Consider the following 16,750-nt stretch of genomic DNA (forward strand, 5'->3'; position numbering starts at 1 on the left):
GAGGTGATCCTAGGTCGGTCGCTTGATCCGGCGCGGCTGCGTCGGGAGGTCGAGGGGTGAACCCGCGACGGGTGCGTCCTGTTCCTCGTCCAGCCAGCCGTCGAGCTCGTCGATGAGCAGCTCGAGCGCGACGACCGGGGCGTCGGTGAGCACCGCCCACGGGTGGTCCTCGTCGTCGTCCTCGCCCGCCAGGCGCTCACGCTCGACGTACGCGTCGTACCCGTCGTGGCGGAGCCGTCGCGCCGCCTCCGCCGCGTCGTCCTCGTCGAAGAACACGCCGCGCACCGTCGGCGCCGCCCGGTGCAGCTCGTGGGCGACCTCGGCGAGGAACGGGCGGTCCGGCTCGAGCCAGTCGACGTCGTCGAGCTCGTCCGGTCCGAGCCAGCGCAGTCGGTCGTGGGTGTCGTCATGGGGCTCGAGCTGGTCGGCCTCGCCGGTGATCCGGACGAGGGCGGCGGTCAGCTCGTGGCGGTCACCGATGGGTACGGCGCCGGCGAGCCAGCGGACGACCTCGACGTCGACGCCGAGCTCCTCGTGCAGCTCGCGCTCCAGCGCGTCGTCGGCCCGCTCCCCCGGCTCGACCTTGCCGCCGGGCAGCTCCCACCGGCCGGCGGCCTCGGGCGGGCGGGTCCGGCGGGCGGCGAGCACGCGCCCGCCCCGGACGATCGCAGCGCCGACGACCCGTTGCCTCACCCTGCGAACCCTAAGGTCGAGCCATGACCGGAGTGCACCTGACCCGGGCCGCCGAGAACGTCGCCGAGATCGACGCCCTTGCCGCCCGGCTGGCCCGCGGCGACGGCGGGCGGGTGCCGCTCGCCGACTTCCTGGCCGACCTCCGGGCCACCGGGCGACGCGGCCGCCCGGGTCCGCTCGGTCGCGTGCTCGGGCGGAAGGTCCGCCGCTCGTTCACCTGGGACGCCGCCGACCGACGCGACCCGCTGTGGTGGCCGCAGGGCGTCACCTCCTCCGCCGACGCCGTCGACGGGCCCGGCCTCGTCGACGGGCGCCGGGTGCTGGTCGTCTCCTGGTACGCCCAGGCCGCCGCCCACGACGGCGGCCAGGGCTCGCGCCTGACCTTCATCGACCTCGAGACGCGCCGCTACCGCCACGTGCTCCTCGTCGTCCCGACGATGCGCGACGGCGAGGTGCACCTCGAGCCGCTGCGGGTCCACGCCGGCGGCATCGTGTGGCGCGGCCCGTACCTCCACGTCGCCGCCACCGCCCGCGGCTTCGTCACCGTCCGCCTCGACGACCTGATGTGGGCGCCGGTCGAGGGCGACTCGATGTTCGGCTACCGCTGGGTGCTGCCGGTGCGGTTCACCCACAAGGCAGCGGCCGAGGACGGCGTCGAGCGGCTGCGCTACTCGTTCCTCTCCCTGGACCGTTCCGTCGATCCGCCCGGGCTCCTTGCCGGCGAGTACGGCCGCCGGAAGCAGACCCGCCGCCTCGCCCACTACCCGCTCGACGAGACCGGCCTGCCCGAGCTCGGCGAGGACGGCTTCGCGCGGCCGGCGACCCTCGACGACGCAGGCCTCGCGGGCATGCAGGGCGCGGTCACCGCCGGCACGTCGTACCTGGTCACGGCGTCGCACGGGCCGTGGACGCCGGGCTCCCTGTACGCCGGCCGCCCGGGCGCCTTCCGCCGCCACCGGTGGGCGCTCCCGATGGGCCCGGAGGACATCACCTGGTCACCCTCCGACGACCTCCTCTGGACCGTCACCGAGCACCCCCGTCGCCGCTGGGTGGTCGCCGTCCCCCGCACCTCCGGCGCGCCTCCGGACCCCAGGCCCCGAGCGCTGCGGCGGGATAGTCCGTGACGTTCGGCAGGCGATCCGCGCCCCATCACCTGCCGAACGTCACGGACTAGCTCGTCGTCATCCACAAGCGGGCGCACCTCGGACAGGACGACCGGCCGCCCTCCCGAAGGAGGACGGCCGGTCGGTGTGGCCCCTGGCAGCGACGTCAGGGACCGGCTGGCGAACGGGTCAGCGGACGCGCTTCTTGTTCGTCGTGGTGCCCTTGTGGGCGTCCTGCTTGGCGACCTTCGCGATGTAATTCGTGAACTTCTTGCCGTTCTTGTCGGCCACGCGGAAGGTCTTCGCGCCGTTCTTGTTCAGCGTCGCGGTCTTGACGAGCTTCTGCTTGCCGTTGACGACGCGGAACAGCTTGACGGTCGCGCCCGCGGCGATCTTGCGGGTCTTGACCTTGAGGACGTCCTGCTTCACACCGTTGTTGTTGCCGGTGAGCTTGGCGACGATCGTCTCCGGCTGCGTCGCCTTCTGCTGCCAGGTGATCGGCTCGGAGTCGGCGGTCGCCGTCCGGGTCTCGGTCACCGGGTCGCCGGCGGCGTTGACCGTCGTGCGCGGGGCGCCGTTGATCGCAGCGGTGAGGGTCTGGACGACCTCGTTCTGCGACCGGGCGATGACAGCGGCGTTCGAGGCGGTGAAGTCGGTGGTGGTCCGGTTGAACTCACCATCCGTGCTGATCTCCGCCTCCGGAGTGTCGTCGCTGATGGTGGCCTCGCGGTCACCGACGAGGTTGCCGAACTGGTCGCGGGCGAACAGGTTGAACCGCACGTCCTGACCGATCGTCGCGGCGCCGCTGCCGCGGCGAGCAAGCTCGACCTGCTCGATGTTCAGCGCGTTGCGCGAGTCGAAGGTGACCTGTCGAGTCTCCGTGACGCCGCCCGCGGTGACCGTGATGGTCGCCGTGACCCGGCCGTCGTCGTCGAAGCCCTCGTCGCGACCGATGGTGGCCACGATGCCCGTCGTACCGGTCTCGTTCCCGGCGTCGGCAGTGGAGAGCTCCTCCTGCTGACCCAGGTCCTGGTAGGCACCGAACAGGTCGCCGGCGTCGTCGTTCCCCTGGTCGAGGGCGAGGTCGTTGCGCGTCTCGGCGTTGGGGCTGAGGAAGCCCTTGTCGACCGAGACGGTGACCGGCACGTCGCCGAGCACCGCGCCCGCCTGGCCCCCCTGGCCCTGGCCGCGGACCGTGATGTCCAGGTCGACCGGCTTGCCCGGGGCGGGGTTGCCCTCGAAGAGCGAGTCGACGGCCACGTCGATCGAGCCGACCTGCGCCTGCTGGGCGAAGTTGACCGTGATCTGACCCGCCGCGTCAGCCGTGGCGACGTCGTCCTGACCGCGGAGACCCTGGGCGACGGCGCTGACGACGGTCGACTCCGGCGTCGGCGTGACGTTCGGCGCCACCGTCGGGTCGGTGAGCACCACGCGGAACTCGCCGTTCGCATCGGTCGTCGCGGTGGCGGTGTCGCCGGAGACCGTGGTGCCGTTGGGCTGCTGGGCGGTCGGGGCGAAGGCGGCGTCGCCGTTGCCCACGCTCGCCTCGGTGATGGTCACGGTGCGGCCGGCGAGGTTCGCGCCGCCGGTGCCGGTGAGCGCGAGGCGGCCGACGACCGTGTAGCTGCCGTTGACCGGCGCGTTCGCGCTCGCTCCCTCGGCGAAGGTGATCTCGGACTCGGCGGCCTGGAAGGTCAGCGGCTGACCGTTGATGAGACCCGTGCCGCCGACGTTCGGGCGGCGCACCTCGAGGGTGTAGGCGCCCGGCACCTGGGTCGTCGCCGGGTTGGTGAACGGGATGGCCACCTCACCCTCGTCATTCGTCTGGCCGGTGGCGTTGGTCCACTCCGTCGACTGGTTGGCTCCGGTGCCCGCCGGGTCGACCGTCCAGCGGTACTGGACCGGCTGGCCCGCGACGCCGTTGCCCTGCTGGTCGTCGACCGACGCGGTGAACGTCGTGCCGGCGAGCTCGTCGAGGTCGTAGGCGTTGCGGTTCGGGTCGGCGGCGACGCTCACGCTGGTCGGCTGCTGCTGGTAGGCACCGAGGGTGAAGGACTGCGCCCGGACGTCGGCGTCCTGGAGGCCAGCGGTGGCGTTCGTGTCGGCGTACACGACGTAGGTCCCGGCGCCGAGGCCCGTCAGGGTGACCTGTCCGTTGGCGTCGGTCTCGCCGGCCCGCTGGTTGTCCTGGGCGGGCGTGGTGTCGCTGGTGTTCTCGTCGCGCGTGAACCCGACGTTGGCGCCGGCGACCGGGTTGCCGTTCTGGTCAAGCACCGTCACGGTCGCGGACGTCGTACCGCCGCTCGGGATGTTGGTGCGCGCCGGCGTCGCGGTGACGGTGCGGACCGTCTGCAGGTAGTACGTCGACGCCTCGGTGTCCTCGTCCGTGCCGGCCGTGGCGGTCAGCGCCACCTGGTTGGCCTCGGTGCCGGAGGAGAACGGGTAGTCGTTGTCGGCGTACTTCAGCACCCCGGTGAACGACGACGTGCCGCCACCCTGGGGCGCGGTGGACGCGAGACCGGTCACGGTGCCGCTGTTGAACTCGTCGGTCACCGAGATGCCGGTCGTCGGACCCGAGGTGGTGCCGCGCACCGCCACGTTGCCGTCGCCGTCGATCTGGTCGCGGTAGTAGCCCAGATTGCCCTCGGTGCCGAGCTCGACGGTCGGCGAGCCGGCGGCTGCGACGGTCGCGGACTGGGTGACCGCGTTGGCCTCGCCGGTGTTCGGCACGGCGCGGAGCTCGACGGTGTCGCCGGCCCGGACGTCACCGGGCTGGGTCCACTCGGTGACGAAGGCACCGTCGGCGTTGCGGGTGACGGCGCCGCCGATGTTCTGCCAGTCGCCCGTGGTGCCGCGGCGGTACTGGAAGGTCACCGAGGTGACGGCGCTCGGCGCGACCGCCACGAGCGACTCGGTGGTGTTGGTGCCGTCGTTGGCGAAGGAGAGGGTCTCGTCACCGCCACCGGTGAGCAGAGACAGCCCCTGCACCTGGGTGTCGAGAGGTACGGCGTTCGCGGTGCCCGTCATGAGGGGTACGCCGGTGATCGCCAGGGCCGTGATGGCGGAACCCGCCAGGCCCTTCTTGATGCCGCTGCTACGCATGCGTTTCAACCTCCGTGTCGGTTGGCCGAGACGTTCCCGACCGACTCGGCCGGGACGTGTCCCGACCGCACGCTGGTCTGGACCAGCGCCGAAGCGCCTTTACCCATCGAACCGGAGCACATGCGTGCACCCTGCTGCAGATCACATCGACCTCGTCCGGCGAGATGCCGGGCCCGCGCGCCAGCTGTCTGGTCCACCCGGGGAAATGAGAAAGACGCCGTGCGTCGCACGGCGTCCTTGTCGAGGTCACGCGGATCGCGTGCCCTAGGGTGAGACAGGCGGTCCGGACCATTCTCGCGCAGCGGCAAACAGAGAATGGCCCGGACCGCGTCTGTGTGTCCCGACTATCGGTGGGGTGCAGCCCCGGGGGCTGCGGGAGCTAGGCCCCCGGTGGGAGCTCCCCCCCGGGCCCGAAGGCCCGGGGGGTCACCCGTGTGTTGATCCGAGGATCAGACCGTCACTTGATGCGGACGGCGTTGGTCCGGTCGCCCTTCGAGGTGTCCGTCGGGCGGACCTTCGCGAAGTACTTGCTGACCTTCTTGCCGTTCAGGTCCTTGCGGACGAACGTGGCCACGCCGTTGGCGTTGAGAGCCTTGGTCTTGACCCGGCGGACCTTGCCCTGGGCGTTGACCTTGTACAGCTCGACAGCAGCACCAGCAGCGGCCTCCGGCTTGTCGACCGAGACGCGGACGCGGTCGTAGTTGTCCGAGGCGCGGTTCGAGCCTGCAGCCGTGGCCGTGATGGGCTGACGGACCGGGGTGTCCGGCTTGCCCGGCTTGACGATCGTCGAAGCCTGGACCTGAGCCGACGAAGCCGACAAGCCGGCGGCGCTGTTGGCCGGCGAGGTCGCCGTGAGCTGGTTCTCAGCCGCACCGAACTGAGCGCCGAGGCCCTGGACGGTGGTGGTGACGGTGCCGTTGGCGTTGTCGTCCAGGCGGACGTTGACCTTCAGCTCGCCCGCGGCGTTCGTGAGTGCGTCGCTGTCCTGGAAGGCACCCGGGCCGGAGACCTGGATGTTCAGGGCGTTGCGCGAGACACCAGCGATCGGGTTGCCGAACGCGTCGGTAACAACGACCGTGTAGGTGACCTGCTGGTCGCCCGTCACGGCCTCAGCCGGGCCGCTCACCGCGAGGTTACGAGCCGCCGCCGGGTTGCTCTGCGGGGCGACCGTGAACTGCGACGTCTCCGTGCGGTTGGCGGAAGTGACCGTGACCGTCACCAGGCCGGACTGGGTGCCCACAATCCGGTAACCGGCAGGAAGATTGCCAGCGTTCGGCTCACCCGTGTTGATGATCGCCGTCGTGATCGACGACGAGCCCTCGGAAAGGCGGTCCTCGTCCGGAGCGAGGATGAGTGCGCCGTTGTCGACGGTGACCGTCACGGGCGCACCGGGCTCAGCGTTGGCGATCTCGAGGTCGACGGACTCGTTGACAGTCGCCGCACCGCCGGGGGTGGCGGGGTTGTCGTCCGCGAGCGTGTCGGTCAGCGGAACCACGCGAATGCTGGCCGGGTTGTAACCGGTGCCCGAGGCGGTGACGTTGTCCAGGCGGGTGGTGAAGTCCCGACCCTGCCCGTCCACCGTGTAGCGGATGGTGGCAGACTCCTCGGTCACGTTCGGCTCGGGAGCCGCAGCGAACCGGTCACGGTAGAACTCGAACTCGACAGTGTCCGACTGACCGGCCGCAGCGCGGGCGTTGGTGAAGGTGAAGGTCACCTGCCCGTTGGGGCCAACAGCCTTGCGCTGAACGGTGGCGGCGGTGTCAGCGTTCGGCCCGCCGGTCCGAGCGGCCTCGACCTCACCGCTCGAGATCGGGTCACCGAACTGGTCCTGAACGTTGACAGTCACGTCCACCGAGCCGTCGACGGCCGACACGTAGGTCGCAGCAGCCGGCTCAACCGTGGCGACGCGCGCCCGGTTGAACTCGATGGTCTGCGTGAAGGAGCCGGTCAACTCGATGCTGGAGTTCTCCTGAATGGTGCCAGCGTCAGGCGTGATCGTCAGCGACCCGCGCCCATTGGCGTCGAGAACGGTGCTCACCGTAGTGGACGTCTGGCCGCCGAAGCGCAGGTTGGTGCCAGCAACATTCAGGGTAACGGTGCCACCAGCGTCGACGAGTCGACCCTGCGCGTCGCGATCGCGAGCCTGGATGTCGATGCGGATCGACGTCTGGTCAACACGGACCTCCGTGGTCGACTCAGCCGGGTTGGTGTCGTCGCCGAAGCCCATCCACGTGTCCGCGCCGGTGACAATGTCGACCTCATCGTCGGTGATACCGGCGGAACGGACGACATCGAGAGTCGCGGTGGCCGAAACGACCGGGTCGGTGTTCGAGGTGAGGGTGATGTCGTAGACGTCAACCTCGTCTGCGGTCGCCGTGAACGTGTCCGTGCCACGAACGATCTCGTCGGACGAGATCACGAGGTCGGCGGGAGTCGGGTCGTTCACCGAGTCGTCACCGTCGCTGATCTCGACCGTGGTGTCCTCACCATCGGTCGGCGGAGCGATCGTGATGGTCTGGTTCGAGCGCAGCTGCGTCAGGCGGTTCGCCGCGTCACGCAGAGTCACGGTGAAGTTGCCGCTCTCAACACCCTCAGCCGCGGTCTGGTTGACCGGCGTGAGCTCGATGCGAGCAAGCTGCCCACCGGTCGTCACCGCCACCTGTGCGCGCGGCTCGCCAGCGTCAAGCTGGTTGTTCAGCGTGTCACCCTCGTTCTCAAACACCCGGAACGTCGCGGTGGCGCCGGGCGAGGACGTCGTGACAGCGACCCGCAGGCGGATCTCGTCGAACCCGTCCTGGCCGCCGAACTCGTTCGAGGCCGCGTCGGTGATCCGCACAGCGGAGTCCTCGACGATGGCCGCGCTCTGGAGGTCCGTGTTCTGGCTGCCGATCTCGGCCGAGCCCGTGGCTGCGAGCTCGAGGTTGTCCAGGTTGACCTCGACGCCCGTGCGGACCTTGAGGACGACCTCCGCGCCCTCGTCACCACCGTTCAGAGCCGGGCCGGTGAAGACGACGCTCTCATTGGTGAAGTCAGTAGGCGCCGCCGAGGCCGGGGAAGCGAGCGCCGGGATACCGGCGACCGCGAGAGCGGAGATCGCGGAAACCGCGAGACCCCGCTTGATGCCGCTGCTGTTCATGCGTGTGTTTCCTTCCGGAATGATTAAAGGTGGCGAGCTGAGCTCGCCGGCAGGGAACCACCGATGAGGGCCCCTGTGGCCCGGGACACGGATTCCTGGGCCATCCCGAACATTAGGGAGGTGGCTTGGACCACCCCGGGTTGTTGCAGTCCGTCTTTACTTCTGCAATAAATGTGTCCCGACGACGTGAACCGGGTCATGGAGTCGCTTCGACTCACCTGCCCGGAAGGATCCCATGACAGGCACCGGCGAGAGCTCTGGCGCGGCGCGGCGCCGGGGGCGGCCGCAGAAGCTGCCCGTGGACCCGATACCGGTCACCGAGCTCGGCGTCGGCGTGGACCAGCGGGTCGCCTGGCTGCTGAGCACGAACCGGTTGCTCGGACCCGACCCCGAGCTCGCTCGGCGCGAGGGGTTCCTCAAGGTGCTGAAGGAGCAGGGCGTCCAGGTCGACAACAGCCGGGTGTCTCGCTGGGAGTCGGGCCTGCAGGCGGTGCCGGGGCGGGTCGTGGCGACGTACGAACGGGTCCTCGGTCTCCCGGAAGGAGCCCTGGTCTCCGTGGCGGCCGGGCTGCGACGCGGGTTCGGCAGCACCCCTCCCCCGCGCGAGGCGTCGTTGCGCGACGAGGAGCTCACGCCCGGCTCCTTCGAGGGGATGCTCGACGCCGCCGAGCGCGGGGACGCCAGCGGCGCGCTGTGGCTGCGCCTGGCCGAGCAGCTGCACAAGTTCGACCGGGTCTTCCTGCGCAAGGAGGAGTGGACCAGGCTCTGCGGGCAGCTCGTCGAGGAGCTCGGGGTGGCGGTCGGACCGGCCTACGTACGCCGGTACGAGGCCGCCGCGACCATGCTGCGGCACCGCGCGGCGCAACGACCGATGCTCCGTGCGATCGGCAGCTTCGTCGTCCACCCCGACACGCAGGTGATCGCTCCGGTGCTCAACCTGCTGACCGAGCTGCCCGACGCCCCGGCCGGCGACCTCGTGCTGCGCCTGCTCGGCAGCGAGGACGGCAACCTCCGCCGCGCGGCGGCGTCCGTGGCGGCGTACAAGGTCGCTCGCGGGCACCTGCGGGGCGATGCCCTCAGGCAGCTCGAGAGCGTCGTCGTCGGTGCGCTGCGGCGCGCGGACCCGCTCGACGGGCGGCTCGACTTCTTCGACCTGGCGGTCCACCTGCCCGACGAGTCGTGGGAACGGGTGAGCGGTGGCCTGCGGACGCGGCGGGCCTTCGGCATGGTCACCCAGGCGCGGACGACCTCCGAGCTCGTCCCCCACGCCCGCACCGTCGCGATCGTCGCCGAGCTCGCCGCCACTGCGCAGGCGCAGACGCCCACCCAGCACTCCCGCGAGCCCGACCCCATGCTCCGGCGGCTGCTGCGCGAGGCGCTCCTGCACGTGCACAAGCCCCGCCGTCACCACGCGGCACTGGTCATCGCCGCCAGTCCCTACGCGCCCGCCGTCGCCGAGCAGTGCCTGCGGCTCACCGGCCACCCGAACGACCTGCTCGCCGCGCGCGCGTGGACGGTGCTGATGCGGGTCGGGCACGGCGGCCGCGAGGACAAGGTGGTCCGCCGCGCCCGCACCGAGGAGCGGCCGACCCTCCGCGCCCGCGCGCTCGTCAACGTCGGCATGGCGTGCGCCGGGCTGCCCGACGAGGACGCCACGGCGCTGGCGGACGCCGTGGCCGCGCAGCAGCGTCCGGCCGACCGGCACGCCACGCTGTTCGCGCTCGGCATGCAGGGCGCCACCGAGCTCAAGGCACTCGCCGAGCACGACCAGGAGGACATCCGGCGCGCGGCCTCGTGGTGGCTCGAGCGGGGGCCCGCGATCCACGACGCCGACGTAGCCGGGGCCTAGAGAGCAGGAGTCGGGTCGCGGGAGTCCGTGTCGCGCCGGGTGCGTCGCGGATTCCCAGAAGTGAGATCAGCGGGGCTGCCGGGCGAGCTGGCGGGACTGGGCGACCAAGCGGCCGGTGGAGTCCCAGACCTCGCAGTCCTCCTCGAACATCCCGCCGGCCATGTTGCGGGTCGCGTGGCGGATCTTCAACCAGCCGGGAGCGGGGACCGCACGGACGTGGGCGGTCAGCTCGAGGGTCGGCGCCCAGCCGGGCATGCCGAGGTCGAAGGTGACCGGCGGCAGGGCGTCGACGGCGAGCAGCAGGGAGACCGGGTCGGGCTCGCGGCCGTCGGCGAAGCGGAACCACGCGGAGATCGCGCCGGTGCGGCCCGGTTCGCCGACCGCCCACCCGATGTGGTCGGGGTGGAAGCGCATGTCGAAGCGCTGCATCAGCGGCGCCACGCGGCGTACCTCCTCCGGCGCCATCGACGACGGCACGCACTCCTCGACCGGCGGCAGGTGCGGCTCCTCGGCGGTCGTGCGGACGTCGTCGCCCAACCGCCCGAGGTCGCCGTACGTCGCCAGCGCGGTGATCCGCGTCTGGTCGCCCTGCCGGAGGTCGGCGGCGACCGTGCTGATCGAGCCCCCGTCACGACGGACGTCCAGCGCCACCTCGGCCGGGCCGGCGGTCGAGGCCGAGAGGTAGTACGCGCTGACCGCCAGCGGGTGCGGCTTGGCCGGCAGGTGCTCGCTGATCGCGCGGCCGATGATCGCCAGCAGGTAGCCGCCGTTGATGCCGCCGCCGACGTGCCAGCCCTCGGACAGCTCGGCGGCGTAGAGCCCGTCCCCGGTCGGCGTGACGGCGGTCTGGGCGTCGTACTCGTGCATGACCCGGACGGTATCGACCGGCCGGACCGCCCCCGCCGCCCACCCGGTGCGCCAGGATGGCGGCATGGGCGCCTACGACGTCGGGGACGAGCCGGACCCGCGGTACACGCTGGCCAACGAGCGCACCTTCCTCGCCTGGGTCCGCACCGCGCTGGCCGTGCTGGCCGGCGGCGTCGCGCTGCACTCCCTGGGGGTGCCGGAGCAGGACGGGCTGCGGCAGGTGCTCGTCGTCGTGCTGGTGCTCCTCGGCGGCGGCACCACGCTGCTGGCCTACCGGCGGTGGGCGCTCGTCGAGCGGGCGATGCGCACGGGTCGGCCGCTCCCGCGGTTCGGGCTCGGCGCGGTGATGACCGGCGCGGTGCTCGTCGCCGCGGTGCTCCTGGCGGTCACGCTGAGCATCAGCTGAGTCCGCGGCCGGCCTCGAGACCGGCAGGCCGCGAGCGGGACGTCACATCGCGCGAACGGACGAAACGCCCCGGGCGGAGCCCCAGCCCGTGACAATGGCATGCATGCCCCGGACGCCGTGGTCCTCCCAGCAGGTGGTGCGGACCGCGTTGCCGGCAGGCCTGCTGGCGCTCGCGCTGGTGGCGCTCGTCCTCAACCTGAGCGGCGCACCCACCCCGTTGTACGACGCGACGTACGTCGTCGTGATCGTCGGCACCGCCGTGGTGGCAGCGCTCGGCGCCCAGGCCGCCGCCCCCGGTCGGCGACTGGTGCCGACCCTCCTCGCCCTGGGGCTGGGGGCCAACGCCCTCGCCGACGTCACTTGGTACCTCTACGCCTGGACCGGCCCGGAGCCGGACGTGTCCTGGGCCGACGTGCCGTACTTCCTCAGCTACCTCGGCCTGGGCGCCGCCCTCCTGGCGGCACTGTGGCAGGTGCGTCCGCGCGGACGTCGCGACGCCGAGGTGCTGCTCGACGCGCTCACGATCGTCACGGTCTGCGTGCTGCTGCTCTGGGACGTCTCGATCGGCGGCATCGTCGCCGACGAGACGACCAGCACCGCCGAGCGGGTGGTCTTCGCGGCGTACCCCGTCGCCGACGCCGTGCTCCTCGGGCTGGTGCTGCGCACGCTCGCGACGCGGGCGACGCGCGACCGCATCGGGCTCGAGTTCGCGCTCGGCGTGGGGTGCTGGCTGCTCTCCGACCTCGGTTACCTGCTGTTCTCGCTCTCGGACCCCGTCGCGGCCTGGCTCGACCTGGGCTGGCTGGTCGGAGCCGTCCTGCTCGCCCGCTCGGCCTGCCCTCGGCCCGGGTCGGCGGCCGGCTCGGTCGACGCCACGGCCGGCGAGCACGCGGGCACCCGGATGGCCGTCGCGATCCTGCCCCTCCTCGCCCCGATCGGCGTGCTGGTGGTCGACGACCTGGTCGGCCGCGACGCCGACGTGCTCGCCGCCGGCACGGCCGCCCTCGTGCTCGCAGCGATCGCGGTGGCACGCACGGCCCGCCAGCTGCGGTGGGAGGCTGACGCGCTGACCGCCGCGCGGGCGGCGTCCGCGGCGAAGTCGGACTTCCTGGCGACGATGTCGCACGAGATCCGCACGCCGCTGAACGGCGTCATCGGCCTGACCGGGCTGCTGCTCGACACCGAGCTCACCGACCGGCAGCGCCAGTACGCCGAGGGCGCGCGCGGGGCGGGCGAGGCGCTGCGCACCGTCATCGACGACATCCTCGACTTCTCCAAGGTCGAGGCCGGCAAGCTGGACCTCGAGGTCGTCGACCTCGACCTCGTGAGCGTCGTCGAGGGCGCCGCCGAGCTGGTCACCGCCCAGGCCCACCAGCGCGGCCTCGAGCTGTTGGCCTACTGCTCCCCCGACCTGCCGACCGCGCTGCGGGGCGACCCCGCCCGCCTGCGCCAGGTGCTGCTCAACCTCGCCTCGAACGCCGTGAAGTTCACCCACGAGGGCGAGGTGGTCGTCTCCGCCCACCTCGACGGCCGCGCGGACGACACCGTCTTCGTGCGGTTCGAGGTACGAGACACCGGCATCGGCCTGGCCGAGGAGCAGCGCGAGCAGATCTTCGAGCCGTTCTCCCAGGCCGACTCCTCGACCACCCGGCAGTACGGCGGCACCGGGCTGGGCCTGGCGATCTGCCGACAGCTGGTCGCCGCGATGGGTGGCACGCTCGGCGTCACCAGCGAGCCGGGGGTCGGCAGCACGTTCTGGTTCCGCGTGCCGATGCAGCCCGCCCACGACACCCCGACGGCCACCGCGACCTGCCGCCGCGACGACCTCGCGGGCCGGCGGGTGCTCGTCGTCGACGACAACGCCACCAACCGGCTGGTGCTCGAGGGCCAGCTCGGCGCCTGGGGCATGGACGTCACCCTCGCCGACGGCGCCGCGGCCGCGCTCGACCTGCTCGCGGGCGGCCTGCGCCCGGCCCTCGTGCTGCTCGACCTGTGCATGCCCGGCACCGACGGCCTCGAGCTCGCGCGGCGCATCTGCGCGCGCGGCGACGCCCCGCCGATGGTGCTGCTGACCTCCGAGCCCGCGGTCGACCTCGGCGACACCGTCGCCGCCGGCATCGGCGCCGTGCTCGCCAAGCCGCTGCACATGGCGCGCCTGCGCGAGGTCGCCTGCGAGTCCCTGGCCGCGCCTGCCCCGGCTCCGGCGAGCCGTGACGGCGTACCCGGCGGCGGGCACCTGCTGGTCGTCGAGGACAGCGAGATCAACCAGCTCGTCGCGGTCGGCATCCTGGCCTCCCGGGGCTACACCGCCGACGTCGCGGGTGACGGCGCCGAGGCGCTGACCATGCTCGCCGAGCGGACGTACGACGCGGTCCTCATGGACTGCCACATGCCGGTGCTCGACGGGTACGACGCGACCGCCGAGCTCCGACGCCGCGAGGCCGACGGCCGGCGCACCCCCGTCATCGCGATGACCGCCGGCGTCGGCGCCGCCGACCGCGACCGCTGCCTGGCCGCGGGCATGGACGACTTCGTCCCCAAGCCGGTCCACCCCGACGAGCTGCAGGCGGTCCTCCAGCGCTGGGTCACGTCCCGGGCCTGACGGCCGGCGGTTCGGCGCGGCGGGTCTCGAGACGGTCGCTGCGCGACCCCCTCAACCAGCCGAGGGAGCCGGAGGCGACGCCACGGCCCGGCCGAGCGGCACCGCGAAGGCGAACGTGCTGCCCCGCCCGGGAGCGCTGGAGACCCAGATCGAGCCGCCCATGAGCGTGACGAGCTGCTTGCAGATCGCGAGCCCGAGGCCGGTGCCGCCGTACCGCCGGGTGATCGAGGAGTCGCCCTGGCTGAAGGACTGGAAGAGCTTGCCCTGCTGCTCCTCGGTGATGCCGATGCCGGTGTCCTCGACGCGGACGAGGACCTTGGTAGAGGCCGACCGCGTCTCGGCGACCTCGACCCTGACCCGGACGGCGCCCTCGGGGGTGAACTTCACGGCGTTGTCGAGGAGGTTGCCGACCACCTGGCCGAACCGCTCGGGGTCGCCGGTGAGTCGGCGCGGCAGGTCGGAATCGACCGTCAGCGAGAGCTCCAGCCCGCGCTCCTCGGCGATCGGGCGCACCAGGGAGACGGCGTCGTCGACGACCGCGCGGAGGTCGATGTCGACGTCGTGCACCGAGGCGCGGCCGGCCTCGATCGAGGAGAAGTCGAGGATGTCGTCGACCAGCCGCAGCAGCCGGCGGCTCGAGCGCTGGACGGCCTCGGCGAACTGCTCCTGCTCGGGGTCCAGGCCGCTGTCGACGAGCAACTCGGTGGTCGCCATGACGGCGGTCAGCGGGGTGCGGATCTCGTGGCTGACGTTGGCGAGGAACATCGACTTCGCCTCGCTGGCCTGCTCGGCGCTGCGGCGGGTCCGGTCGAGCTCGCGCTGCATCCGGTTGCGGGCGGTGACGTCCTCGGCCAGGCCGTAGACGCCCACGACCTCGTCGTCCAGCACGATCGGCAACCCGGTCACCCGGAGCTCGGCGAGCGTGCCGTCCGGCCGGATGACGGACGTCTCGAGCTGCTGCGCCTGCCGCTCGAGGATCCGGCGGAACGCCTCCAGCACACGGCCGAGGTCCTCCTCCCTCAGCAGCCGCGCGAACTCCATGCCGATCAGCTGGTCGGCGGCGTACCCGCTGAGCCGTTCGGCGGCCGGGTTCGCCTCGACGAAGCGGCCCTCGAGGTCGAGGGAGAAGACGGCGTTGGGGTGGTAGTCGAACAGCGAGCGGTAGCGCTCGTTCGCCTCGGCCGCCGCGCGCCGGTTCGCCGCACCCGCCGAGCTCAGCTCGTGCTGAGCGCCGCGCCAGCGCCACCACAGGTACGCCGCGAGGGCGTGGCCACCGAGCGAGGTCCCGGCGAGCAGGGCCGCCGTGGGGCCCCCGACTCCCGACCGCCACGACCGCCGCACACCCCCCACGGTAGTCCTCAGACGACCCCGCCGTCGGTGATGACACCGTCCTCGACGACCAGCCGGCGGGTCTCGCGGTCCGAGCCGTTGTAGACCAGGTCGACCAGCAGCGACCCGTCGTCGTCCTCGGTGACGCCCTCGACGGCGACGGAGTCGACGGTGTTCCAGAAAGCGCGGTACCGCCCGTAGCTGCCCACCGACTCCTGCGACTCCGGCGACAGCGTGCCCCAGGCGGTGCGGGTGTCATCCGGCAGGGAGGCGTAGTAGTCCTCGACGACCTGCGGGCCGTCGCCGCTGCTGACCGGCGGCGTCCCGGCGCTCGGCGAGGTCTCGGACGTCTCGGGCTCGCTCGTCTCCTCGGTGGGCGCGGTCTCCTCCGTCTCCTCCGTCTGCGCCGGCTCCGTCTCCTCCGTCTGCTCGGTCTCCTCGGCCGTGGCGCTCGGCGAGCGCGAGCGGTCGCCGCCGGGGCGGTCCCCGGCCGTGCCGGGGTCGTCGTCGCCGCCGCCGAGGACGCCGCTCAGCAGGGCGGCGCCGAGCGCCACGACGAGGACGACGGCGGCGGCCGCCAGGGCGAGAGCGGTACGCCGTCGGCGAGGGTCGGTGGGCCCGCTCGCGGCGGGCACGGGTGCCGGCGCGGCCACCGGCGCGGGTGCGGGGGTGGGCTCCGGCTCGGGCTGCGGCTCCTGCACCGTCGTGGCGTCGGCCGCGCCGCCGACCGGCAGCAGCACCGTCGAGGCGTCGCGACCATCGGCGACCGCGCGGAGGGCGGCCGCGGCCTCGGCCATGCTGGGCCGGGCGCCGGCGTCGACCGACATCATCCGGCGGATCGGCTCGGTCAGCGCGCCGGCCCGCTGCGGCACCGGCGGCTCGTGGCCGACGATGTGCATGAGCATGGCGATCGAGTTCTCCTGCGCCGGCCACGGCGGCTCGCCCTCGACGGCCGCGTAGAGGCTCGCACCGAGGGCCCACACGTCGTCCGCGGGGGTCGGCTGACCGCCGCGGGCCAGGGCCGGGGAGAAGTAGAGCGGGGTGCCGGCCACCATGCCGGTCTGGGTGAGCTGCTCCTCGCCCAGGGTGCGGGCGATGCCGAAGTCGGAGATCTTCGCGACGTCGTCGTCGGTGACCAGGATGTTGCCGGGCTTCACGTCGCGGTGCACCACCCCGCGGGCGTGCGCCGCGGCGAGGCCGTCGGCGACCTGCGCGCCGAGGCGGGCCGCGCGGCGTACCTCGACCGGACCCTCCGCGAGCACCTCGGAGAGGTTGCGCGAGGGGAGGTACTCCATCACCAGCCAGACGTGGCCGCCGTCCTCGATCGCGTCGAAGATCGACACGACGTTGGGGTGGTTGAGCGCCGCGGACGACCGCGCCTCGCGCAGCGCGCGCGCCAGGTGCGGGGTGGACTCGCCGGGCAGGCCGCCGACCTGCTTGACGGCGACCTGGCGGCCGAGGGTGCGGTCCTGGCAGAGCCAGACGGCACCCATGCCGCCGCGGCCGACCTCCCGCACGACGTCGTAGCGGCCGGCGATGGTCTCGGGGGGCATCTGTTCTCCTGCCTGGTTCCGTCGCGGTCGGTATCCCCTACCCGTGCGCCGGTCCCGGCAAGCGCGGGGACCACGTCCCCGACCGGCCGAGGGCCCCTCAGCGCATTCGC

The 16,750-nt window shown here is 72.5% G+C and carries 10 protein-coding genes; 4 read left to right on the plus strand and 6 right to left on the minus strand.

Going from position 1 to position 16,750, the window contains the following annotated elements; all coding sequences use genetic code 11:
- Positions 1-9: 9 nt before the first annotated feature.
- Positions 10-693, minus strand: a complete 684-nt coding sequence (locus G6553_RS09670; protein WP_166191499.1) for an NUDIX domain-containing protein — start codon at positions 691-693, stop codon at positions 10-12.
- A gap of 23 nt (positions 694-716) precedes the next feature.
- Here G6553_RS09670 and G6553_RS20675 point away from each other — a divergent pair, with 23 nt between their 5' ends.
- A complete protein-coding gene (locus G6553_RS20675; RefSeq protein WP_207619573.1) occupies positions 717-1,817 on the plus strand; it encodes a hypothetical protein in 1,101 nt (366 codons plus the stop codon).
- 168 nt (positions 1,818-1,985) lie between these two features.
- Here G6553_RS20675 and G6553_RS09680 read toward each other — a convergent pair whose 3' ends face one another.
- A complete protein-coding gene (locus G6553_RS09680; RefSeq protein WP_166191505.1) occupies positions 1,986-4,898 on the minus strand; it encodes an Ig-like domain-containing protein in 2,913 nt (970 codons plus the stop codon).
- A 457-nt stretch (positions 4,899-5,355) separates the two neighbouring features.
- The gene (locus G6553_RS09685; protein ID WP_166191508.1) at positions 5,356-8,034 is read right to left on the minus strand and encodes a hypothetical protein; all 2,679 of its coding nucleotides are present in this window, start codon (positions 8,032-8,034) and stop codon (positions 5,356-5,358) included.
- A 298-nt stretch (positions 8,035-8,332) separates the two neighbouring features.
- On the opposite strand from G6553_RS09685, the gene G6553_RS09690 reads away from it, so the two are divergent.
- On the plus strand, positions 8,333-9,883 hold the full coding sequence (locus G6553_RS09690; protein WP_166191511.1) for a hypothetical protein: 1,551 nt from the start codon (positions 8,333-8,335) through the stop codon (positions 9,881-9,883).
- Between the two features lie 66 nt (positions 9,884-9,949).
- On the opposite strand, the gene G6553_RS09695 is transcribed toward G6553_RS09690, so the two are convergent.
- Positions 9,950-10,750 (minus strand): thioesterase family protein, encoded by an 801-nt coding sequence (locus G6553_RS09695; RefSeq protein WP_166191514.1) that lies wholly within the window; start codon positions 10,748-10,750, stop codon positions 9,950-9,952.
- A 64-nt stretch (positions 10,751-10,814) separates the two neighbouring features.
- Here G6553_RS09695 and G6553_RS09700 point away from each other — a divergent pair, with 64 nt between their 5' ends.
- Both G6553_RS09700 and G6553_RS09705 read left to right on the plus strand, forming a co-directional pair.
- Complete coding sequence (locus G6553_RS09700; RefSeq protein WP_166191517.1) at positions 10,815-11,156, plus strand: DUF202 domain-containing protein; 342 nt, start codon at positions 10,815-10,817, stop codon at positions 11,154-11,156.
- Positions 11,157-11,259: 103 nt separating this feature from the next.
- Positions 11,260-13,758, plus strand: a complete 2,499-nt coding sequence (locus tag G6553_RS09705; protein ID WP_166191520.1) for a response regulator — start codon at positions 11,260-11,262, stop codon at positions 13,756-13,758.
- 51 nt (positions 13,759-13,809) lie between these two features.
- On the opposite strand, the gene G6553_RS09710 is transcribed toward G6553_RS09705, so the two are convergent.
- Positions 13,810-15,099, minus strand: coding sequence for an ATP-binding protein (locus G6553_RS09710; protein WP_166191523.1), 1,290 nt, complete (start codon positions 15,097-15,099; stop codon positions 13,810-13,812).
- Between the two features lie 17 nt (positions 15,100-15,116).
- A complete protein-coding gene (locus G6553_RS09715; protein WP_166191526.1) occupies positions 15,117-16,640 on the minus strand; it encodes a serine/threonine-protein kinase in 1,524 nt (507 codons plus the stop codon).
- Between the last annotated feature and the right edge of the window lie 110 nt (positions 16,641-16,750).

Origin of the sequence: Nocardioides sp. IC4_145 (genome assembly GCF_011250565.1) — a bacterium.
Lineage (GTDB): Bacteria > Actinomycetota > Actinomycetes > Propionibacteriales > Nocardioidaceae > Nocardioides.

Excerpts from the sequence above, each read along its gene's own strand:
- G6553_RS09685 (WP_166191508.1), bottom strand. The coding sequence starts at position 8,034 with ATGAACAGCAGCGGCATCAAGCGGGGTCTCGCGGTTTCCGCGATCTCC.
- G6553_RS09695 (WP_166191514.1), bottom strand. The coding sequence starts at position 10,750 with ATGCACGAGTACGACGCCCAGACCGCCGTCACGCCGACCGGGGACGGG.
- G6553_RS09705 (WP_166191520.1), top strand. The coding sequence starts at position 11,260 with ATGCCCCGGACGCCGTGGTCCTCCCAGCAGGTGGTGCGGACCGCGTTG.
- G6553_RS20675 (WP_207619573.1), top strand. The coding sequence starts at position 717 with ATGACCGGAGTGCACCTGACCCGGGCCGCCGAGAACGTCGCCGAGATC.
- G6553_RS09715 (WP_166191526.1), bottom strand. The coding sequence starts at position 16,640 with ATGCCCCCCGAGACCATCGCCGGCCGCTACGACGTCGTGCGGGAGGTC.
- G6553_RS09700 (WP_166191517.1), top strand. The coding sequence starts at position 10,815 with ATGGGCGCCTACGACGTCGGGGACGAGCCGGACCCGCGGTACACGCTG.
- G6553_RS09680 (WP_166191505.1), bottom strand. The coding sequence starts at position 4,898 with ATGCGTAGCAGCGGCATCAAGAAGGGCCTGGCGGGTTCCGCCATCACG.